The sequence below is a fragment of the Burkholderia sp. Ax-1720 genome (assembly GCF_011753035.1).
Taxonomy (GTDB): domain Bacteria; phylum Pseudomonadota; class Gammaproteobacteria; order Burkholderiales; family Burkholderiaceae; genus Burkholderia; species Burkholderia gladioli.
In genome coordinates, this window is record NZ_VWWK01000036.1 from 1 (window position 1) to 22,212 (window position 22,212).

16 protein-coding genes are annotated in these 22,212 nt (G+C 65.8%); 9 read left to right on the top strand and 7 right to left on the bottom strand.

The features are described 5' to 3' along the window. Positions 1 to 232, top strand: a 232-nt coding sequence (locus tag F3J18_RS13705; protein WP_166913118.1) for a hypothetical protein, incomplete at its 5' end; no start/stop codon positions are given. A gap of 33 nt (positions 233 to 265) precedes the next feature. Further along, the gene (gene purM / locus F3J18_RS13710; RefSeq protein ID WP_013696733.1) at positions 266 to 1,321 is read left to right on the top strand and encodes a phosphoribosylformylglycinamidine cyclo-ligase; all 1,056 of its coding nucleotides are present in this window, start codon (positions 266 to 268) and stop codon (positions 1,319 to 1,321) included. A gap of 135 nt (positions 1,322 to 1,456) precedes the next feature. Here purM and miaA read toward each other — a convergent pair whose 3' ends face one another. Both miaA and mutL read right to left on the bottom strand, forming a co-directional pair. Next, complete coding sequence (gene miaA / locus F3J18_RS13715; protein WP_166913119.1) at positions 1,457 to 2,425, bottom strand: tRNA (adenosine(37)-N6)-dimethylallyltransferase MiaA; 969 nt, start codon at positions 2,423 to 2,425, stop codon at positions 1,457 to 1,459. Further along, entirely contained in the window at positions 2,422 to 4,542 is a 2,121-nt protein-coding gene (gene mutL, locus F3J18_RS13720) for a DNA mismatch repair endonuclease MutL (protein ID WP_166913120.1), read from the bottom strand. The genes miaA and mutL overlap by 4 nt, the downstream gene beginning before the upstream one ends. A gap of 154 nt (positions 4,543 to 4,696) precedes the next feature. On the opposite strand from mutL, the gene F3J18_RS13725 reads away from it, so the two are divergent. Further along, positions 4,697 to 5,380: a VTT domain-containing protein gene (locus tag F3J18_RS13725; RefSeq protein WP_013696736.1), complete on the top strand. Its 684-nt coding sequence runs from the start codon at positions 4,697 to 4,699 to the stop codon at positions 5,378 to 5,380. 108 nt (positions 5,381 to 5,488) lie between these two features. Here the strand turns inward: F3J18_RS13725 and F3J18_RS13730 are convergent, their stop codons facing one another. Then, the gene (locus F3J18_RS13730) at positions 5,489 to 6,304 is read right to left on the bottom strand and encodes a mechanosensitive ion channel family protein (RefSeq protein ID WP_025098479.1); all 816 of its coding nucleotides are present in this window, start codon (positions 6,302 to 6,304) and stop codon (positions 5,489 to 5,491) included. A 127-nt stretch (positions 6,305 to 6,431) separates the two neighbouring features. Continuing rightward, the gene (locus F3J18_RS13735) at positions 6,432 to 7,301 is read right to left on the bottom strand and encodes a class II glutamine amidotransferase (RefSeq protein ID WP_013696738.1); all 870 of its coding nucleotides are present in this window, start codon (positions 7,299 to 7,301) and stop codon (positions 6,432 to 6,434) included. A gap of 315 nt (positions 7,302 to 7,616) precedes the next feature. Between F3J18_RS13735 and F3J18_RS13740 the strand changes: the two genes are divergently transcribed. Further along, positions 7,617 to 9,236, top strand: coding sequence for a glycoside hydrolase family 55 protein (locus F3J18_RS13740; RefSeq protein ID WP_240154550.1), 1,620 nt, complete (start codon positions 7,617 to 7,619; stop codon positions 9,234 to 9,236). A 59-nt stretch (positions 9,237 to 9,295) separates the two neighbouring features. Here the strand turns inward: F3J18_RS13740 and F3J18_RS13745 are convergent, their stop codons facing one another. From F3J18_RS13745 to F3J18_RS13755, 3 genes are all read right to left on the bottom strand, one after another. Beyond that, a complete protein-coding gene (locus F3J18_RS13745; RefSeq protein ID WP_025098477.1) occupies positions 9,296 to 10,720 on the bottom strand; it encodes a mannose-1-phosphate guanylyltransferase/mannose-6-phosphate isomerase in 1,425 nt (474 codons plus the stop codon). Positions 10,721 to 10,814: 94 nt separating this feature from the next. Beyond that, positions 10,815 to 12,629 carry a capsular biosynthesis protein gene (locus tag F3J18_RS13750; RefSeq protein WP_240154551.1) on the bottom strand — a complete coding sequence of 605 codons (1,815 nt, stop codon included), beginning with the start codon at positions 12,627 to 12,629 and terminating at the stop codon, positions 10,815 to 10,817. Between the two features lie 122 nt (positions 12,630 to 12,751). After that, positions 12,752 to 13,903 (bottom strand): glycosyltransferase family 1 protein, encoded by a 1,152-nt coding sequence (locus tag F3J18_RS13755; protein ID WP_025098475.1) that lies wholly within the window; start codon positions 13,901 to 13,903, stop codon positions 12,752 to 12,754. Positions 13,904 to 14,412: 509 nt separating this feature from the next. Between F3J18_RS13755 and F3J18_RS13760 the strand changes: the two genes are divergently transcribed. The 5 genes from F3J18_RS13760 (at position 14,413) to gmd (ending at position 22,211) form a co-directional block, all read left to right on the top strand. Beyond that, complete coding sequence (locus tag F3J18_RS13760; RefSeq protein WP_166913122.1) at positions 14,413 to 15,591, top strand: polysaccharide biosynthesis/export family protein; 1,179 nt, start codon at positions 14,413 to 14,415, stop codon at positions 15,589 to 15,591. Positions 15,592 to 15,773: 182 nt separating this feature from the next. Further along, positions 15,774 to 18,107 carry an FkbM family methyltransferase gene (locus tag F3J18_RS13765; protein ID WP_166913123.1) on the top strand — a complete coding sequence of 778 codons (2,334 nt, stop codon included), beginning with the start codon at positions 15,774 to 15,776 and terminating at the stop codon, positions 18,105 to 18,107. Next, positions 18,104 to 19,342 carry a glycosyltransferase gene (locus F3J18_RS13770; RefSeq protein ID WP_166913124.1) on the top strand — a complete coding sequence of 413 codons (1,239 nt, stop codon included), beginning with the start codon at positions 18,104 to 18,106 and terminating at the stop codon, positions 19,340 to 19,342. The genes F3J18_RS13765 and F3J18_RS13770 overlap by 4 nt, the downstream gene beginning before the upstream one ends. A gap of 70 nt (positions 19,343 to 19,412) precedes the next feature. Further along, on the top strand, positions 19,413 to 21,119 hold the full coding sequence (locus F3J18_RS13775) for a glycosyltransferase family 1 protein (protein ID WP_025098471.1): 1,707 nt from the start codon (positions 19,413 to 19,415) through the stop codon (positions 21,117 to 21,119). 54 nt (positions 21,120 to 21,173) lie between these two features. Then, positions 21,174 to 22,211, top strand: a complete 1,038-nt coding sequence (gene gmd / locus F3J18_RS13780) for a GDP-mannose 4,6-dehydratase (protein WP_025098470.1) — start codon at positions 21,174 to 21,176, stop codon at positions 22,209 to 22,211. Position 22,212 lies beyond the last annotated feature (1 nt).

Consider the following 22,212-nt stretch of genomic DNA (forward strand, 5'->3'; position numbering starts at 1 on the left):
GGGCCGGGCGGGTGCCGGGCGACGGCGGCAGGCACGTGCCGGGCTTCGTTTCGCGGCCGCGTCCGTCGTCCTCGACATGCCGCCGGCATGGGCCGGCCCTGGCTGGCGCGGCATCGCGCCGGTGCTGGCCGGCGGCCGCGCGAACGGCGATGAAAACGGGGACGATTCGGACACGATGGTTTCCGTCGAAAGATCGGCGCGGGAATTCGGCCGGGCGTCCGGCTTCGGGTAAAATCGCATTTTACCGACCTTCTCGCATTCCCCCATGACTTCTCCGAAATCCGCTCCCGACGCCCAAGGTCTTTCCTACCGTGACGCGGGCGTCGACATCGACGCGGGCGATGCCCTCATCGACAAGATCAAGCCCTTTGCGAAGAAAACGCTGCGCGACGGCGTGCTCGGCGGGATCGGCGGATTCGGCGCGCTGTTCGAGGTGCCCAAGCGCTACCAGGAGCCGGTGCTGGTGTCCGGCACCGACGGCGTGGGCACCAAGCTCAAGCTGGCCTTCCACCTGAACCGCCACGACACGGTCGGCCAGGACCTGGTGGCGATGAGCGTCAACGACATCCTGGTGCAGGGTGCCGAGCCGCTGTTCTTCCTCGACTACTTCGCCTGCGGCAAGCTCGACGTCGATACCGCGGCCACCGTCATCAAGGGCATCGCGACGGGCTGCGAACTGTCGGGCTGCGCGCTGATCGGCGGCGAAACCGCGGAAATGCCGGGCATGTACCCGGACGGCGAATACGACCTGGCCGGTTTCGCGGTCGGCGCGGTGGAGAAGAGCAAGATCATCGACGGCAGCACCATCGCCGAGGGCGACGTGGTGCTGGGCCTGGCCTCGAGCGGCATCCACTCGAACGGCTTCTCGCTGGTGCGCAAGATCATCGAGCGCGCCAACCCGGACCTGAACGCGCCGTTCGACGGCCGCACGCTGGCCGACGCGCTGATTGCGCCGACCCGCATCTACGTGAAGCCGCTGCTCGCGCTGATGGCCAAGCTGACGGTCAAGGGCATGGCCCACATCACCGGCGGCGGCCTGGTCGAGAACATCCCGCGCGTGCTGCGCGAAGGCCTGACGGCCGAGCTCGACCAGAGCGCCTGGACCCTGCCGCCGCTGTTCCAGTGGCTGCAGGAGCACGGCGGCGTGGCCGACGCGGAAATGCACCGCGTGTTCAACTGCGGGATCGGGATGGCCGTGATCGTGTCGGCCGCCGATGCCGACGCGGCCGTGGCGGAACTGAGCGCCGCCGGCGAGCAGGTCTGGAAGATCGGCCGCGTGCGCGCGAGCCGCGAAGGCGAGGCGCAGACGGTGGTTGTCTGAGGTAAGGGAAGGACGAACCGGGCGGCGCGTGTCGGCGCCGCCGATCGTCCAGCCACCCGGCAGGAATACGAAGGGCCGCGATTTCGAATCGCGGCCCTTTTCATTTGGCGCAGCGCATCGCGGTGATCGAGGCGGCTAGCCGGCGTTCGCCTCCAGCACGCGCTCGAGCGCGGCCACCGCGCGCGCCGGCGCATCCTCGGCGCAGCAGTCGACCACCACCCGCTCCGGCATCGAGCGCAGCCAGGTGAGCTGCCGCTTGCAGAGCTGGCGCGTCGCGAACACGCCCTTGTCGCGCATGGTCGCGTGGTCGGTCGCGCCGTCCAGGTATTCCCAGGCCTGCCGGTAGCCGACGCAGCGCATCGAGGGCAGGCCCAGGTGCAGGTCCTCGCGGCGGCGCAGCCGCTCCACCTCGTCGATGAACCCGGCCGCGAGCATCGCGTCGAAGCGCGTGGCGATGCGCGCGTGCAGCACCGCCCGGTCCGACGGTTCGAGCGCCACCGGCACGAAACGGTAGCGCCCGGCCGCCGCGTCCTCGCGCGGCGCGGCCAGCAGCGCCGACATCGGCTGGCCGCTCAGCATGAACACCTCGAGCGCGCGCTGGATGCGCTGCGCGTCGTTCGGCGCGAGTCGTGCGGCGGTGGCCGCGTCGACCCCGGCGAGCCGCGCATGCAGAGCCGGCCAGCCTTCGCGCGCGGCGTCCTCGTCGAGTCGCGCGCGCAGTTCCGGATCGGCGGCCGGCAGGGCGTTGAGCCCTTGCGTGAGCGCTTTGTAGTAGAGCATGGTGCCGCCCGCCAGCAGCGGGATGCGCCCGCGCGCGATGATCTCATCGACCAGGCGCAGCGTGTCGGCACGGAATTCGGCGGCCGAGTAAGCGGCGGCCGGGTCGATGAGGTCGATCAGGTGGTGCGGCACGCGCTCGCGTTCCTCGCGGCTGGGCTTGGCGGTGCCGATGTCCATGCCGCGATAGACCAGGGCCGAGTCGACGCTGACGATCTCGATCGGCAGGCGCTCGGCCAGCGCCAGCGCCGCGGCGGTCTTGCCCGAGGCGGTCGGGCCCAGCAGGCACGCCACCGTGAGCGGCGCGCGACGGTTCGTCATGCTCATTGTCCGCGCATGAACAGGCGGTCGAGATCGCCGAGCGTGAGCTGGTACCAGGTCGGGCGGCCGTGGTTGCACTGGTCGGCGCGTTCGGTCGCCTCCATCTGGCGCAGCAGCGCGTTCATCTCGTCGAGCGTGAGGCGCCGGTTCGCGCGCACCGCGTGATGGCAGGCCAGCGTGCCCAGCAGTTCGTGCTGGCGCTCGGTCAGCACGCGCGAGCCGCCGAATTCGTGCAGGTCGGCCAGGATCGCGCGCGCCAGCGTCGGCAGGTCGGCATCCTTCAGGAGGGCCGGCACGGCGCGGATCGCCAGCGTGGTGGGCGAGAGCATCGCCAGGTCGAAGCCGAGCGCGTCGAGCGTCTCGCGTTCCTCGTCGGCGGTGCCGATCTCGACCGGCGTGGCCGTGATCGTCACCGGCAGCAGCAGCGACTGCACCGCGATGCTGCGGTTGGCCAGCGCGGTCTTGAACTGCTCGTAGAGGATCCGCTCGTGCGCCGCGTGCATGTCGACGATCACCAGGCCCTGCGCGTTCTGCGCCAGCACGTAGATGCCGTGGACCTGGCCGAGCGCGAAGCCGAGCGGCTGCTGGTCGTGCGCGCCGTCGGCGGGCAGGCTGCCCGGCGTCGCGCCGAACGGTGCCGGGGCCGGCTCGGCCACGCCCGCGCTGCCGTCGCCGGCCTGGCCGTCCTTGCGGCCGAACAGGGCGTCGTAGAGCGCGAGCGGCTGCGCGACGGGCAGGGTGCCTTGCGTCATGCGCGACTGGCGCATCCAGGTGTTGCCCGAAACCGGGCGGGCGCTGCCGCCGCCAGCACCGCCACCGCCGAAACCACCGCCGCTGGAAGCACCAGCGCCGAAGCGGGAAGTACCAAAGCCGCCCGAGGCGCCGCCGCCGAAGCCGCCCGCACCATCGGCCGATGCCGTGCCGCCGGCCTCGCCGCTCACCTCGCCGCCTTCCGAGCCGGTGCCCGCGCCGAGCGGCGTGCGCTCGAACGAGGCCGGGCTGCCCGGCTGGGCCGGCGAGAGATGCGCGGCGTGCCCGCCCGCGGTGGTTTCCGGCGAGGCACCGGCGTGCCGCGCCAGCGCGCGCTGCACGGCATGGAACACGTATTGGTGGATCGAGCGCGAATCGCGGAAACGCACCTCGATCTTCGAAGGATGCACGTTCACGTCGACCGCCTCGGGCGGCAGGTCGAGGAACAGCACGTAGGACGGGTAACGATCGCCGTGCAGCACGTCCTCGTAGGCGGCGCGCACCGCGTGGGTCAGCAGCTTGTCGCGCACGAAGCGGCCGTTGACGAAGAAATATTGCTGGTCGGCGCGGCCGCGGCTGGCGGTCGGCAGGCCTGCGCAGCCATACACGGCCAGCGGCCCGGCGCTCTCGTCGAGCGGCAGGTGGGCGGTGGCGAAACCCTCGCCGAGGATCTTCGAGACACGCACCGCCGGTTCGCTGGCGTTCCAGTGCTCGACGGCACGGCCGTTGTGCAGCACCGAGATCGCCACCTCGGGCCGCGCCAGCGCCGCGCGGCGGATCATTTCCAGGCAGTGGCCGAATTCGGTCTGCTCGCTTTTCAGGAACTTTCGGCGCGCCGGCGTGTTGAAGTAGAGTTCGCGCACCTCGATGGTGGTGCCGCGCGTGCCGGCCGCGGGCGAGAGCGCGCCCGTGTCGGCGTCGATGCGGGTGGCGTGCGCGGCGTCCTCCGTGCGGCTGGTGATCGACATCTCGGCGACCGAGGCGATCGAGGCCAGCGCCTCGCCGCGAAAGCCCAGCGTGGCGACCGACTCGAGCTCGTGCAGCGAGCGGATCTTGCTGGTGGCATGGCGCATCAGCGCGAGCGGCAGCTCGTCGGCGGGAATCCCGCAGCCGTCGTCGGTGATCGAGATCCGTTTGACGCCGCCTTCCTCGAGCACGATGCGCAGGCTGCCGGCGCCGGCGTCGATCGCGTTCTCCAGCAGCTCCTTGACCACGGAGGCAGGGCGTTCGACCACCTCGCCGGCCGCGATCTGGCTGATCAGCTGGTCGGGCAGCGGCTGGATCGCGCGCAGCGGGCGCGGGCTGGGGGCGGGCGCGGCGGCGGGCTCGGCAGCGCTGGCGTCGTCGGCGGCGGAATCGGTGAATTCGGACATGCCGCGATTATAACGAGGCTGCCGCCGCCGCACCGGGCGCCGCCACCGGGGGCTTTTTTCACGGAACCCTCAGGTTCTTTCGGTATCATTCCGCGGTCGCGCCGCAGCCCGGCGCCATCGTTCCCGTCATGTCTCGAAATCGAAGGAAACGCATTTGGATACGCTGATTCACTTCTTCGGTCTGGTTCTGCACATCGATGCGTTCCTCGGCCAGTTCATCCGGCAATACGGCGCCTGGGTGTACCTGGTGCTGTTCCTGATCGTGTTCTGCGAAACCGGCCTGGTGATCCTGCCCTTCCTGCCCGGCGATTCGCTGCTGTTCATCGCGGGCGCCTTCGCGGCCTCGGGCGAGATGAGCCTGGCGGGGCTGATCGTGCTGCTGCTGGTGGCGGCCACCGCCGGCAATACCGTGAACTACCTGATCGGCCGCGCGATCGGGCCCAAGGTGTTCGATACGCACATCCCGGTGCTGGAGCGCTTCCTCGATCGCGCCGCGCTGCAGAAGACCCATGATTTCTACGAGCGCCACGGCGGCAAGACCCTGGTGCTGGCGCGCTTCATCCCGGTGGTGCGGACCTTCGCGCCCTTCGTGGCCGGCGTGTCGATGATGCGTTTCGCGCGCTTCCAGTTCTTCAACGTGGCCGGCGCGCTGCTGTGGGTGCTGCTGCTGGTGCTGCTCGGCTACTTCTTCGGCAACATCCCCTTCATCCGCCAGTACCTGAACGTGATCGTGCTGGTGGGGATCGGCGCGGCGGCCGTGCCGGTGCTGATCGGCGGCGTGTGGAAGCTGCTGCGCGGCCGCTCGGGCGCGCAGCGCGCGGGCGGCGGCCGCGGCTGAGCCCGCGCCCGTCAGCCGGGCCCCGGCGGCCTGCCGCGGCGGTACTCGAAACAACGCCCGCTCGTGGATCGAGCGGGCGTTGTCGTTTCCGCGGCGCCGCGGCGGGGTTCAGCCCGCCGTGCGCTGGATGGTCGGCGTTTCCGGCGTCGGGTAGCCGGCCTCGCGGAAGGTCTCGATGATCACGCGATGCGCGTCGCAATAGACCTGCCAGTAGGTGGCGGGCGGCGTGTTGGGACGCACGAACAGCAGCGGGCCCTCGGGGGTCAGCTGCAGGATGCCGATGTCGGGCGCGGGCGCCGACATCACGTTCGGGATCGCGGTGATCGCCGTGCGCAGCTTTGCGATCGCCTCGACAGGATCGACGCCGTTGGCGATCTTGGCGGTCAGGTCCACGCGCCGATGCGGCGTCGCGCTGTAGTTGGCGATGTTGTCCGAGAAGATCTTGTTGTTGCCGACGATGGTCACCACGTTGTCGCCGGTCAGGATGGTGGTGCTGAACAGGCCCAGCTCCTTGACGGTGCCGGTCACGCCGGCCGCCGCGATCGAGTCGCCGACCTTGAACGGGCGCAGCACCTGCAGGAACACGCCGGCCGCGAAGTGGGCCAGCAGGCCGCCCCAGGCGGTGCCGACCGCCAGGCCGATGCCGGCCAGCAGCGCCGCGAAGGAGGTGGTCTGCACGCCGAACACCTGCAGGATCGCGAGGATCAGCACGATCGTCAGCAGTACGCTGACCACCGAGGAGAGGTAGTAGGCGAGCGTGGTGTCGACCTTGCCGCTGCGCTGCACGAGCCGGCTCAGCAGGCGCGTGGCGAGGCGGATCAGCCAGCGGCCGACGATCCACAGCGCGATCGCGGCGATCACCTTGAGGCCGAAGTCGAGGCCGCGCGTCATCAGGAACTGCTGAGCGGTTGCGAGATCCAGCATGGGTTCTCCGGGGGAGGAATAGGGGCGCGACATGCGCCGGGCCGGCCTTTATACCTTGCCCGGCGCGCACGCGGCAAGCCGGCCGCGCCATCTCGCGCGGGCCGGCGCCAGCGCCGCGCATGCCGCTTCAGCCGCGGTGGAAGTGATTGCCGTTGTTGCCGTTGCGCGGCGCGCGCGGCACAAAGGGGAACTGCGCGACCTCGCCGTGGCGCGAGACGATCGCGGTGCTTTCGGGAATCTCCTCCCAGGCGTCGGGCAGGTCGACCAGCGGCTCGGAGAGTACCAGGAAGCCGTCGTCGCCGACCGCGGCGATGCGCGGATCGTCGGGATAGAGCTCGTGCAGATGGCGAAACGAGGTGCTGTGGAACAGCGTGCGCGACTGGTGCTCGCTGGAGTAGCGCACCGCCACCACCTGCTCGCCGTCGGTGGCGCAGACGGTCATGTTGATCGGTTGCGCCACGCCGTGCCGGGCCGCGGTTTCCTCGATGAGGCCGGCCATCCGCTCCAGCGCCGGCAGCGGCGTGTGTTCCAGCCCGAAGGTCAGTGCCAGGTGGAACATCACTTCGGAGTCCGTCGAGCCCTCGACCGAGGGGAACAGCGCGGGATCGATGCGCATCATCAGGTCGTGGCGCAGCCGGTGGTAGCGCCGGATCAGGCCGTTGTGGACGAACAGCCAGCGGCCGTGGCGGAACGGGTGGCAGTTGCTTTCCTGGATCGGCGTGTCGGTGGCGGCGCGGATATGCGCGACGAAGTGCGGCGAGTGGATCGCGCGCGCGGCCTCGCGCAGGTTGCGATCGTTCCAGGCGGGGTGGACCGAGCGGTAGCGGAACGGGATCTCGTCCGGGCGGCCGTACCAGCCGATGCCGAAGCCGTCGCCATTGGTGGTGGTGGCGCCCAGGCGCGAGTGCAGGCTCTGGTCGATCAGTGAATGACGGGCGCGGAACAGGACGGTTTCCAGCGGGATCGGGTTACCGGTGTAGGCTAGCCAGCGGCACATGGGGCGCTCCTGCGGAAAGTGGGCGGAGGTCGGGCGGCGTCGCTCGAGGACGCTCACGGGAGCATAGTGGAAAACGGCATCGATCATCGGCCGGGGCAGGCATCGCGGCCTGCCCCGGCTTGCGGGTGATGTCGTCGCCCGGCGTGAACTCGTCCGTCGAGGCGATGTCGAACGGCGTCCTGTCGAGTCGATCGCAAGCCCGAGCCCGTCGACACCAAATCGAAGCGGCTGGAACCGGGGCAGGGTACATGCGCGAACTGTCATGCCGCTCGCGTAAGGTGGTCGATTCGACGTGATCTATTGTGGAGCGGGTCCATGACGTCATCGAAAAGTCTCGGTCTGCTGGTCATTGTCATCGCGCTGCTGGTGTCGTGGCGCGGCGCATGGGCCGACCTTGCCGGCGAAGACGCGGCGTCTGCCTCGGCGCACGGCGAGGTTTCCGAACGCCTGATGTTTCGAAACCCCGGTGCCGGCGCAGTGGCGCGGTCGGTGCAGGGCAAGTTGCAGGACATCGTCGACGTCGCCGATTTCGGTGCGCGCTGCGACGGCGTGAGCGACGACACGGCAGCCATCAACGCGGCGTTGAAATATGTCGGCTCCAAGGGGCCCGGTACCGTATGGCTGCTCGACAAGAAGGCACCTTGCCGGATCTCGGCAACGCTCACCGTTCCGGCCGGCGTGACGCTCAATGGCGGGCGCGGGCAACGTGCCGGCCTGTCGGCGCGCCTGCCGAACCTGAACCCGATGATTGCGTTGGCGGGTGACGGCGCGTCGATCCGGGGCATCTATATCAATGCCGGCGCGGCAGGCGCGAATACGAGCGGTACGGCGATCGCGATGTCGAACGTGGTGGGCGCATCGATCGACGATGTCTACCTCGAGTCGCCGTTCATCGGCATCGATCTGAACGGTAACCAGGCACGGCTTTCCAACTCGATCGTCAACGGGATTCGAGGCCGTGGGAGCATCGGCATCCGTGTCGGCGCGGCGACGACCTGGGCCAGGACGGTCGATGCCCGGGTTCTGCATACCTCGGTCATCAGCGCCGCCGATGCGCCGGCCGACGCCGACCTGCTGGTGCTGGATGCCGGCGGCCTGATCGTCGAGAGCTCCGACATGCTTTGGGCGAAAGTCGGCACCCTGATCGCACCCGGCGAGAATCAGCACGTGCTCTGGGGCAGCTTCAGCAATACCTATGTCGGCGACACGAACGCCCAATACGCCTTGAGGATCGAACCGGCCTCGAGCCGGGCGAGCGTCTACGGCATCCAATGCAACGGCTGCTGGACGGCCTCGGCAGGCACCGACAATATCTTCATCGGCAATGCCAACCATGGAAAGCTTGCCGCGATCTATTTCAACGGTCTGCGAAACTACGCTGCCCGGGGCAACGGCGCGCGCCTGAGCGGCGGTTCGTTCATCACCTTCGATGCCAGCCACTTCTGCGGCAACGGTTCGGGGCAGGCCAATATTCTTGTCGATGCGCCTGTTTCCCGCCTGATGGTGCGCAACTCCGAACTGGGGGCGCAATGCGGGGGCCTGTTCGACACGCGGCCGCGTTTCGGCATCCTGTTGAAGGACCGCGTCGATGGGGCATCGATCGTCGGCAATGACTTCACCGGACCGCTCGAGGCGGTCGGCGGCGCGCCGGTCGGCAACAGTGTCGTCGCCGACAATATCGGCCTCGACAACGGGCCCGTCCATGTCGCCGCGGCATCGAGCATCTCGGTTGGCGCGATGTCCGTCGCGTCGATATCGGGAACGGCGCCGATCCGGGAGATCCTGCCTGCATGGGCCGGCCGCAGCCTTCGATTGATCACCACCGACGGCGCCGTCGCATTCGCGCCCGGCGGTAATATTTGTGCCGGCTACCGATCGACCCGCGACGTGCCGGTCGATGCCTACTACGATGGGCGCTGCTGGTACCTGAAATAGCCAGGGCGCGACGTGCGCCGCGCCCTGGCTGATTCCGTCGACGCAGCGCGTCGGTGGGGCTACTTCGGCGCGCGGCCGTAGGTGTCCTCGAAGCGCACGATGTCGTCTTCGCCGAGATAGGCGCCCGATTGCACCTCGATCAGCTCGAGCGGGATCTTGCCCGGATTCGTCAGTCGATGCGTTGCGCCGAGCGGAATATAGGTGGATTGATTTTCCGTCAGCATGATTTCCTTGTCGCCGTTCGTGACGAGCGCGGTGCCCTTGACGACGATCCAGTGTTCCGCGCGATGGTGGTGCATCTGCAGGCTCAATTGCGCGCCCGGCTTGACCACGATCCGCTTGACCTGGAAGCGCTCGCCCTGGTCCAGCCCCTCGTAGTCGCCCCACGGGCGCAGGACCCGGCGATGCGTGACCGACTCGTGGCGTCCCGAGGCGTTGAGCCATTCGACCACCTTCTTGACCTCCTGGGTCTTGTCCCGGTGCGCCACGAGCACGGCATCGGCGGTCTCGATGATGACCAGGTCGTCGACCCCGATCGCCGCCACCATGCGGTGCTCGGCACGGATGTAGGAACCCCGCGTGCCATGTGCGTAGACATCGCCGAGCCGCACATTGCCATCGTCGTCATGCTCGGCGATGTCGGCCAATGCACTCCATGAGCCGATGTCGTTCCAGCCGAGCCTGGCGGCGGCCACGACCGCCGCGCGATCCGTTTTTTCCATCACGGCATAGTCGATCGAGAGGTTCGGGCATGCGCCGAAGGTCTCGGCATCGAGCCGGATGAAATCGACGTCCCGCCTGGCGGATTCGACCGAGCGCTCCGCCTGGATCGCGATTTCCGGCGAATGGCGCTTCAATTCCTCGAGATAGGTCGAGGCTTTCAGCATGAACATCCCGCTGTTCCAGTAGTAGCCGCCGTCCGCGATGAAACGCTCGGCAGTCGCCATGTCCGGTTTCTCGACGAAGGCCGCGACCTCGTAGACCGAGCTGCCCGCCTGGATTTCGCGTCCGCGGCGGATATAGCCGAAGCCCGTGTGCGCCTCCGTCGGCTCGATGCCGAAGGTGACGAGATGCTGGTCGGCCGCGATCCGCGCGGCTTCGGTCGCGACGGCCGCGAATGCCGCCTCGTCCTGGATCACATGGTCCGACGGCAGCACGAACAGCAGGGCGTCGGGCGAGTCCTGCAGGGCGAGCAGGGCGGCGATGGCGATCGCCGGCGCGGTGTTGCGCCCGACCGGCTCGAGCACGATCGATGCAGGGCTGACGCCCACCTGGCGGAGTTGCTCGGCGACCAGGAAGCGCTGTTCCTCGTTGGTCACGACGATCGGTTGGGCGATCGTCGGAATGCCGGAGAGCCGAAGCGCGGTCTGCTGGACCAGCGTGGTCTCTCCCGTCAGCTTCAGATATTGCTTGGGGTAGCCGCCGCGAGACATCGGCCAGAGGCGCGTGCCGCTGCCGCCACACAGAATTACCGGATGAATCATAGAGTTGCTCCAGGATGAAGAACTTTGGTCTCATCGACCAGCCTGCCGAGCCGGCCATGTTGTAATGAATCGTGATTTTGCGCGCAGGATCGCGTTACGGTTGCGACTCGTATGTTTCCTGATGTATCCATTCTCGCCATCGCCAGGTCGCGTGACGCAAGGCGTTCCGACTCCAGCGAAACAGCTTCAGCCAGTGGCGCCGCCGGCTGGCGCGCAGCTTCCGGATAGGGCGACCGGCAGCGGGCGCGAGCTGGTTGACGATCGCCTCCGGGGTCGTGAAGAGTTTCAGCTTCCAGTCCCAGTAGACGGGGTAGCGCAACAGCACGCCCGCCACCAGCATATCGAGTGTCAATACGCGTTCTCGGCGCGGCTGGTTCAGGGCATCGTCGGTGAGGCCCCAACCCGCGTAGAACGGCAATCCGTACGTATGCACCGTCTTGCCCCGCAGTAGCGCTTCGAATCCCGACAGCGACGACAGCGTGTGGACTTCGTCGGCGCGGTCGATCAGGGAAATCAGATCGGAGTCGGTGTCGACGAGATCGGCGCCGCGTCCGATTTCGACGAGGCCGTTGCGGTTGCCCGACATCACGTCGGGATGCGGCTTGTAGACCACGAAGGCATCGGGGCGTCTGGCGCGCACCTCGTCGAGTAGCGCCTGCGCTGTCGAGATGCGGCCGGTTCCAAGGCGAATCGACGCGTCGTCGGCGACCTGGCCCGGCACCAGCACGACCGGTTTGTCCCCGGGGACGGTCCAGCCAGGCGCCCGGCGCCCGAGGTTGTATTTGGTCAGTCCGGCGCGCACGATCGATTCGCGCAGACGACGCGCGCGTGCCAGCTCCACCTGGTCGAACCTCGCCGTGTTCAGGATGACGTTCAGTTCATTGGGACGTGTCGCGTCGAAATAGATGCCCAGGCGGTCGATGACCTGGCTGCAGGGCGGCGACATATCGGAGCCGAGGCCGCTCGAATGGAGGAAGCCGTCTTCGATCCTGACATGCCTCACGCCCGGTTCGAGCCCGGGTGCCTCGCGTCCACCCCAGATCGCGGCGCATTCCGTCTCCAGCACCTGGCTGCCGTGCGCGGTCCATCTCAAGGCACCGCCGCCGGCGGTGAGGTACGGCGTGGCGAAGTGCCGTTTCCACCACTGGAAGGCGACACCGGCGACGGGTGCCAGATCCGCGTAGCGCCCCGCGACGTCGTGCTGCAGCGCGATGCAGTCCAGCACGACGTCCAACGTACCCTGGTGATGCGTTTGGGGATCGAGGTAGTCGGATGTCCTGAGGAAGACGGCGTCGAAGAGGTTCGCCAGGTCCGGCTTCCTGGTTCGGGGGGGCTGTTCGATGTGGTCGTCGGTCAAGCCCCAGCCGGCATAATAAGGCGTGCCGAATACGTGCACCCGTGCGCCCGCCAGCAAGGCGCCCATGCCTTCCGATGCTTCGAGCACATAGACGACATCGACCCGCGCGACGGCCTCGCGCAGGGAGTGCACGACATCCAGTTTCCTCACGTCGGCGGGGAGATGCGCCAATTCGGACAACCACCGGCCAGTCCCCGTGTCGGCGGACTGCAGCGTCCAGTACTCGGCGTCGGGATGGGCTGCCCGTGCGGCATCCGCCATTGCGCGAAAGCGGTCGATGCGTTCGCGCTTACCCGCGCGCGCGTCGATCCGCGATTTGGCGCGTTCGTCAATGAGCAACACACGAGGAGGCGGGGACGGGCGATGCCAGTCGACGGGCAGGGGCGCGATTCGCGTGCGAACATGCAGGGCGTCGACCTCGACGACACGCGACATCAGTCGGCGAAGTTCGGCAGGCGCCAGGCTGCACGACGACGAGCCCAGTGCCGCATCGATGGACCTGATCAGCGCTTGTTGCTCGTCCTGCGTGTCGGCGATGCGAAACCGCGACAAGGCCGGTCGATTGTTCCGACGGCTGGCAAGGATCGGTCCGCGGTGCCCGGCTGGGCGCCTGCCGGATGAGGCGGCATGGAATAAGGCATGCTGGCCGGGATTTCGCCGTGTCGGTGCCGGATTCATTCGAACAAGGAAGCAATAAACCGGTCGACGTGCTGAAAATGATCGGACCAGGTCGGCGGCTCGAAACTGGCGATGCGAGAAAGTTGCGACGCCCGTTCGGGACTGTCGACTTCCGTGTAGGCCCGGATCCGCGCGAGCCAGCCTCGGCCGTCGAGCGGATCGAGATAATCCGGTATCTCCGAGGCGATCTCGTGAAAAACCGCCAGGTCGCTGGCGATGACGGGAACGCCCGCCATCAGCGCTTCCACCAGCGGCATGCCGTAGCCTTCCACGAACGAAGGAAACAACAGGGCGCGCGCATGTTGCAGCAGTGTATGCAGGCGCTCGTCGCTGCAGTTCGTTTCCTCGACGACGACGCCCTTCAGCGGTGCGCACCGCTCGAGCATGTCCACCACGTTTTCACATTCCCATCCGCGGCGGCCGACGATCACGAGCTTGGGCGCGGCGCTGCCGAGCTGCTCCACCAGCCGTCGCCAGACATGGAGCAGCAGCCAGTGGTTCTTGCGCGGCTCGATGGTGCCGAGCATCACGAAATAGGGGGAGGTGAATTCGCTGGCCCGGCTCGGGCCGGGCGTGATGCCGGGTGCCAGCTTCGCGACCACGCTCGGCGGCAGCGTCAGCGAGGCGCTGGCCGCTTCGGCCGCGAGCGCGTCGAGGGTGGCGCGCGAATTGGCGATCAGCCCGCCGGCATGGCGAATCGCCATGTGGACGCGGCGCCGGTGCTGGGCGTCGACGCCGGGACGGCAGTACTCGGCATGGGTCAGCGGGATCAGGTCATGGATCATGAAGACCGGGCGTATCGCCCGTCTGTTCATCCACGTGTAATAACGCGCGTGCTCGATGCCGTTATGGCTGGTATGCAGGAGCACGCCGGGAGAGCGGCGCGGACCCAGCCAGTTGCCGAACGAGCCGAGCCGCGGCAGGGAACGTGATTGCCGGGCGCGGCTGCCGGACAGCAGCATGTCGAAGATGCGCCGCGATTCGTCTCGCGAGAGGACGCGCACGAAGCCCGCATGGCTGAATACGGCCTGGGCGTCGGCGCCGTATCTTTCGATGTAAGCCAACCCGACTCTGTCAACGCCGGTCGGCAGCAAACCTTTCGATAGCCGGGACATCAGACGGGTTACATCGAGAAATATTTTTAACACTATCGAAACGTCGCTATGTTAAAAGGCTGCAGTCGTTGTGATTGTTCGGGCTGCTTGTTGCTTCGGCGAGGGCCTTGTATCGCGGGCCGAGCCGGTTTGGCGCGCGAATTCCTTCGCTGCTCTTGTTGACCCGACACTAATCCCATAAAGTGATGGAGTTTTTCGGCCGCGTGTCCCGGGTTTGCCGGCCTGCCGTCCGACAGCCTGTATTTCGCGGATCGGAGGCAAGTGTCAAACATCGTGCGGGCGGAGAATAGTACGTCTGGGCGCACCTTTGCGCCATCGAATTCGTGATTGCCACCGTAACTGGAAACGACATGCCTCGCACCGCAATGAGTCGTCAGTTTTACTGATAAAGGATGGTAAGCGTATATTTGTCCGAAGAAATGGCTTCGTAATTGTGACAGTATCGAAATTGCTTGCGTCTATTGCCTTGGCGTTTTCTTAGTCTAACTCTGTACGACAACGTGCGACCATCCGTAAAGCCTACAATTCAATCCTCCTCGAAAATGCACCGCGTCTTTCGCAGTACCTTTCAGTTTGTATTTGCTGGGTGCGCGGTTCTGATTGCAGGATGTTCCAGTATCCCGACCTCGGGTCCCAGTCGTTCCCAGATCGATGCGGCCGCTCAGGCCAGCAGCCCGTCCGGTGCCGCGCCGATCCAGATCGTCGACATCACCGATGCGGTCGCGCGCCAGCTCTTCACCGAGCGCAAGCAGGGGGATTTCTCGTCGCTCCTCGGTGGGGACGTCAGCTATCGCCAGCAGCTCGGCGTTGGCGACACGATCGAGGTGTCGATCTGGGAGGCCCCGCCGGCGACGCTGTTCGGCGTCGCGCAGACGTCCGACTCGAAGGCAGGCGCGACCAACGCCAGGGTGACGGTGTTGCCGGACCAGACCATCGACGGTGACGGCACCATCAATGTTCCGTTCGTCGGGCCGGTCAAGGCGGCGGGCCGCACCCCGGTGCAATTGCAGCGCGATATCGCGGCACGCCTGAAGAACATCGCCCACGATCCGCAAGTCCTCGTCAAGCTCTCCCACAACGCCACCTCGTACGTCACGGTGGTCGGCGATGTGGTGCGCAACGACCGAATGCCCTTGTCGGCACGGGGAGAGCGCGTGCTCGACGCGCTTGCCACGGCGGGCGGCGTGCGGCAGTCCGTCGACAAGATCACGATCCAGGTGACGCGCGGGGACCAGATCGCATCCTTGCCGCTCGCTACCGTGATCAAGGACCCTCGACAGAACGTACCGCTGCGTGCCGGCGATGTCGTGACGGCGTTGTTCCAGCCCTATAGCTTCACCGCGCTCGGGGCGACCGGCAAGAACGAGGAGGTCAACTTCGAGGCCCAGGGCATCACGCTCGCGCAGGCGCTGGCGCGGGCCGGGGGGCTGCAGGATTCCCGTTCCGATGCACAGGGCGTCTTTATTTTCCGTTTCGAGGGCGCGGATGCACTGTCATGGCCGTCATCGCCGGTGCGTACCACCGCTGACGGGCGCGTGCCGGTCGTTTATCGGCTCAACCTGCGTGATCCGAATGCGTTCTTTGTTGCTCAGGATTTTATGATCGACAACAAGGATCTGCTTTATGTCTCGAATGCGCCGGTTGCCGAACTGCAGAAGTTTCTCAATCTGATTTTCTCCGTGGCCTATCCGGTTACGACGACCGTCCAGACTTATCGTTAAGGCAATTCGTCAATGCGCCCGGATTGCATCGGAGGCGCAGGCGCCGACGGTGCGACGGCGGCATGCGAGGGTATCGATCGATGCCTTGGCGCGTGCCGCCGTCTGTTCGACTCATTCGGATCTTTGAACCTGTTCTCTACATGCACCGATCGGCGGCGCGTCGATCGCGGGCACATCGACAGATGATCACCTCATACGCACAAAATTTCGAAGACGTAATGCTGTGGCGTGCCTTGAAGGGCGTCCAGCATGGCTTCTATATCGACGTTGGAGCGCAGGACCCGCATGTCGATTCGGTAAGCAAGCTGTTTTACGAACAGGGCTGGCGCGGGGTTCACGTCGAGCCGAGCGTCCATTACGCGGACGCCCTGCGGCAGGCGCGCCCCGATGAAGTGGTGATTCAGGCCGCGGTGGCGGCCAGCCACGAGGTCCTGCATTTCTACGAGTTTCCCGGCACCGGGATTTCGACCGCGGTGGACAGCATTGCCGCCCGGCATCGCGAGGCGGGCTACCGCGATCGGCCGGTCGATGTGCCTTGCATCAAGCTGTCGTCGATCTTCGAGCGGTATGCGGACCGGGAGATCCACTGGCTGAAGATCGATGTCGAGGGATTCGAGCGGGAAGTGCTCGACAGTTGGGGGCAGAGTGCCACCCGGCCCTGGATCGTGGTGGTGGAGAGCACCTTGCCGCTGACGCAGATCGACCGTCGCGATCTGTGGGAATCGGTTCTTGTCGAACGTGGCTATTGTGCCGTCTATTTTGATGGCCTAAATAGATACTATGTGTCGTCGGCGCATCCGGAGTTGAACGAAGCCTTCCAGGCGCCGCCCAATGTATTCGACGATTTCGCCCTGGCGGGCGATGCCAACGCGCCGTTTCACCGCGGCATTCTCGAGCGCGACAAGCGCGAACTCGCGGAGGTGATCGAGAAGCACGAACGTGCCGAGGCGACCAGCCAGGCATCGATTCGTGAATTGACGGCGCGCATCGACGAACTCGACCGGATGGGCGAGACGCGCGATGCCGCGGCTCGTTCCGAACTGGCCGCGCTCGAGAGCCTGATGCGCGAGCGCGAGCAGCTGTGGGATGCGCGCGTCAAAAGCCAGGCGGCGCGCTATGTGCTCACTCGCAGCAAGCTGCGGGAGAGCACCCGGCATCTCGACCGGCTGGAGGGCGAGATCGGGCAGCGTATGTCGCGGCTGGCCGAGAGCGTCGACGCCAATCTGCGAGTGCAGGAAAACGCCCGCGCCGATCTCGGCGATCTGTTCGACGAGGCTCGGCAGGTCCGGCACCAGGTGCTGGAGGGCGTGGGAAGAATCGAGTCTCTCCTCTCGGTTCGCGAGGGCGAGCGCGCCGAATTCGATCGCAAGCTGGAAAGCTCGCTGAAGACGTCGAACGATACGCTGCTGCAGATCGCGGCCGATAACGAGCGCATCTCGCAACTGGTGAAGAGCGCGCACGATCAGGCGGCGAGGCAGGAGCGGTTCGCACTCGACCAGGTCCTGCGCATGGGGGAGCGGCTGGATGTGCGGATCGCCGCCTTGTCGCGAGAGTATGTCGAATTGCAAAAGCAGTTCGGGGTGCGCGAACGGATGTGGTCCAATCGTCTGGATCAGGCCGGCCTCGACAGGGCCAGGCAGATGCAGGCCTCGTTGCGCAGCGCACGCCTGGAGCGCGCCGAGCTGAGCGCCCGGCACGAACGGCAGCTCGACGCCTTGCGCGAGACAGGCGAGCAGCAGGTGGCGGAACTCGAGCGGCGCGCGGCACGTGGCGAGACCTTGGGACGGCGGCGAATTGCCAGACTGCAGGCTCGACATGCCGCCGAGCTCGATATCTATCGCCGCGCGGCGCTTTCGTTCGCGCGGCGCAATGCCGAATTCTTCTGGGAAGGGCATCGGTTCGGGCGCTCGGGCCGAGCTGCCGGCGTGCCGGCCCGGCAGGCCGCATCGGCTTGGAGTCTTCCCGAAATCGACGCGCTGCTGCCGATGCCGAGCGGCGGGCTCGTCTCCGTAGAGGCGTCTAGCGAAAAGGGTGTGGGTGGGATGAAGATGGCGAAGATAATCTTTCAACCGGAGTTCGTGGTTCGCGCGGACCAGAAATATCGTCTCGACGATTTTCTGTCCCTGCATGACAGGGATTTCGTGCGTGCCGCCTATGTCGGGCTGCTCAAGCGTGCACCCGACGAATGGGGCGAGCGGCATTACCTGTCGAGGGTTCGGGCCGGTGTCAGCAAGGTTCGAATCCTGTCCGACATCGCCAGGTCCGAAGAAGCAAGACAATACGCGGTCGAGGTCGCGGGACTTCGTTCCGCGGCGACGGTGGAGAAGATCTTCGCGATCCCGGTGCTCGGCGGCCTGATTCAGGGCGTGTGTTTCCTCGGCCAGATCAATCGCCATCTTCGCGATCTGCGCGCTCTCGAGAATCACATGGTGCGCATGGGGGAGGAAATGCAACATCGCTACCGGCTTCGCGTCGACCAGTCGGACGAGTCTCGCCACACGGGGAAAAGTGAATGAAGATCCTGACACTCAGCACCTATCCGATCGGCACGCCTGCCCATGGCGGCCAGCATCGACTCTCGAACATCGTGCGATCGTTGCGCGAGGCGGGGCATGAAGTACAGGCCGCCGGCGTGCTCGGAAGCGACCAGTACGCGGCGGAGGAGTACTTTTGCGAGTATCCGGGCCATGCCCAGATGGGACGCTACATCAGGAATCCATTGCTGATGGAGGATTGGGCGATCGGCAAGCTGTATGCGGATGACGACGACGCCTATCGCCAACTCGCGGCGCATATCGATCCCGCACCGGATCTGATCTTCGTCGAGAACCCGTGGTTGTTCGATTTCGCGAAGCGCTACGTGCTCGAGAACCGGTTGACCGAGACCAAGCTCTTCTACGGCTCGGAAAATATCGAGCACCGCCTTCGGCATGAAATCGCCCTCAAGTACCTGAGCGTCGAGGAGGCGGAGACGGCGCGACGCCTGATTCTCGAGACCGAACTGGTGACGCTCAGGAATGCGGATGGTGTATGCGCGGTGTCGCGCGACGACCTCGCATGGGTGCAGTCGCACACCTCGGCGAAGTGCGTGCTGGCTCAGAACGGCGTGGCGCGTCGCGTCACGACCGATGAGGGGATCGAGCAGGCCAACCGCATCATCCAGCATCGCAAGGCCGCCATACTTTGCGCCTCGGCCCATCCACCGAACATCTCGGGTTTCTACGACATGTTCGCCGGTGGCATGGGCTGCTTCGCGCCGGACGAGTCGCTCGTGCTGGTCGGCGGAATCGGTCCCTTGATCGCCGCGGATTCCCGCTTTGCGCGAACTGCGGGCCTGAGCCGATCGGTGATCGCCGCGGGCGTGGTGAGCGATGCTTGTCTGCAAGGACTGCTGACGGTCGCCCACGCCGTGATCCTGCCGATCACGCATGGCGGCGGCACCAACCTGAAGACCGCCGAAGCGCTGTGGGCGGGCCGGCACGTCGTCACGACCTCGGTCGCCCTGCGTGGTTTCGAAAGCTTCCGCGACGCGCGCGGTGTCAATGTGGCGGACGACAGCGGCGCCTTCCTGTCGTCGCTGCGGAATGTCATGGCGGCCGCGCCTTTGCAACTGAGTCGCGAGGAACAGTCCCGGCGCACCTCGGTGCTCTGGGACGACACCTTGACGGACCTGGTGGCCGCGATCGGCGATTTCGACCGATCATCGAATGGCGAATCCGCCTCGAAGCGTCAGCTGCACGCACTCAAGTAAATCCTGTCCCCAGGAAATGTCATCGATTGGGCACGGCCGACGCTGGCGGTCGCGAAAACAAAGGTGAAGTATGTCGGATAAGAACAAGCCGCTGATCTGGATGAACGTGACGACCAGTGCGAACTGGAATCGTCCGCCGGTTGGCATCGTCCGTGTCGAGCAGGCGATCTGCCACGAACTCGAACGGCTGTATGGCAAGGATCGTTTCAGGAAATGCGTCTGGCGGGACGGGCAGTTCGTCGAATGGACGGGCGCGCGGGCCGAGCGTACGCCGGATTTCGACGATGCGATCGACATGATGCTGCCGAAAACGGAATCGTTCGATCTGTCGCGGCAGTTCCTGTTTCGCGCGCTCGAGCGATTCGGGCGCAAGAAGTCATCCGGCGGCGTGGATGACGGTGCCTCGGTGACGCTCGAATTGCCGGTCGCCGCGAGCGAGCAGTATCGCCTGTCGCCGTCGGCCGGCGATATCCTGGTTTCGATCGGCCTGGACTGGGACCAGTCGTATTCGTCCCATTTCTACGCGCTGAACAAGAAGCACGGGGTGCGCGTCATCACCTGTTGCTACGACCTGATTCCGGTGCTGTTTCCGCAGTACTGCGTGGGCGATGTCGCGAGTCGCTTCAAGGAGTATTTCAACGCCTTGTCGTGGGGGTCCACGGCCGTGCTGTGCATCTCCGAACAGACTCGCAAAGACTATCTCGAATTGTGCGAAAAGATCGGTTCGCCGATGCGGCCGGCCCACGTCATTCCGCTCGGGGACAATGTGCCGAGCGGGCGAGGCGGCGTGGGGGCGGAAGTGCAGGCGGTATTGCGCAAGCCGTTCATCCTGTTCGTCTCGACCATCGAGCGCAGAAAGAATCACGAGGTGCTGTATCGCGCCTACCACCAGCTCTGTCGCGAAGGCCACGCCGATCGCCTGCCGAAGCTGGTATTCGTCGGCATGCCGGGCTGGGGTGTCGGCGATCTGCTGAAGGACATCGAGCTCGATCCGCTCACGCAGGACCTGATCGTCCAGCTCAATCATGTGAGCGACGAGGAACTGATGCAGCTTTATCGGAATACGCTGTTCTTTGCCTATCCGTCGTTGTACGAAGGATGGGGCCTGCCGGTCGGCGAGGCGCTGGCGATGGGCAAGGCCGTGCTGAGTTCCGACCAGGGCTCCTTGCCGGAAGTCGGCGGTGACCTGGTGCGCTACCTGCCTGCCTGGGACGTGCGTGCCTGGGCCGACGCCATCCTGGACTGGTGCACCTCTCCCGACGCTATCGCCAGGATCGAGCAGCGCGTCAAGCGCGAATATCGTGTGCGCACCTGGGCGGATACCGGCAAGGTCGTGAAGAAGGTCATCGACCAGATCCTGGCCGAGGACGATTCCCGGTCGATCGTGATCTATCCGGGCCACGATTGCAGCACCCAGATCGGCACCCACGTCGGCTCGGCCTTGAGAGGCAGCGGCAAGGAAGGGTTCCTGATGTTTGGCCCGCACAATGCCATCGCTTCGGGCAAGTACAAGGTCAGGCTCTTCGGCATGGCCGACCCGGATAACGATGCGAACCTGCTGATCGACTTCGTCGGCGGCGGCGGACAGCAGAATTTCTGGCGCGGCGAAGTCGCGTTCCCGAAGTCCCTCGACGAGTCGGAGGTGATGGTGGTCGAGTTCGATATCGACGTCGGCAGGGCCGTCGACGATTTCGAGCTTCGCTGTATCGACCGCGGCAGTTTTGCCAAGCTCACGAAGCTCGAGATTTCTCGCTCGCGAACGGGGCACACGCATTGACGCTTTGCTGTCAAAATATTCGATTGATCAAATTTGCTAGGAATGGGTGAGAAAATGAGTGCCACAGCGGTCATTACCGGTATTACCGGCCAGGATGGTGCGTACCTCGCGGAGCTGCTGCTTGGCAAGGGATACGTTGTATACGGCACGTATCGCCGTACCAGTTCGGTCAACTTCTGGCGTATCGAGGAGTTGGGTATCGACAAGCACCCGAATCTGCATCTGGTCGAATACGATCTGACGGACCTGAGCGCGAGCATTCGCCTGCTGTCCAGCACGAAGGCGACCGAGGTCTACAACCTGGCGGCGCAGAGCTTCGTGGGCGTGTCGTTCGATCAGCCGGTGACGACGGCCGAGATCACCGGTATCGGACCGCTGAACCTGCTCGAGGCGATCCGGATCGTCAATCCCGCGATCCGTTTCTACCAGGCCAGCACGTCCGAAATGTTCGGCAAGGTCCAGGCGATTCCGCAGATCGAGAGCACGCCGTTCTACCCGCGCAGCCCGTATGGCGTCGCGAAGCTCTATGCCCACTGGATCACGGTCAACTACCGCGAGAGCTACGGCATCTTCGGCAGCAGCGGCATTCTCTTCAACCACGAATCGCCGCTTCGCGGCCGCGAGTTCGTGACGCGCAAGATCACCGACACGATGGCCAAGATCAGCCTGGGCAAGCAGGACGTGCTGGAGCTCGGCAACCTGGATGCGAAGCGTGACTGGGGTTTTGCCAAGGAGTACGTGGAGGGTATGTGGCGCATGCTGCAGGCCGACAAGCCCGATACCTACGTGCTCGCGACGAACCGTACCGAGACGGTCCGCGATTTCGTCTCGATGGCCGCGCGTGCGGCGGGTTTCGATCTCGCCTGGGAAGGGCGCGACGCCGCCGAGACGGGCATCGACACGAAGTCGAACAAGGTGATCGTGAAGATCAACGAAAAGTTCTATCGGCCGGCCGAGGTCGAGCTGCTCATCGGCAATCCCGAGAAGGCTCGCCAGGAGCTGGGCTGGGAGCCGAAGACCACGCTCGAATCGCTGTGCGAGATGATGGTGGAGGCCGACATCCGTCGCAACCAGGCCGGCTTTTCCTTCTGAT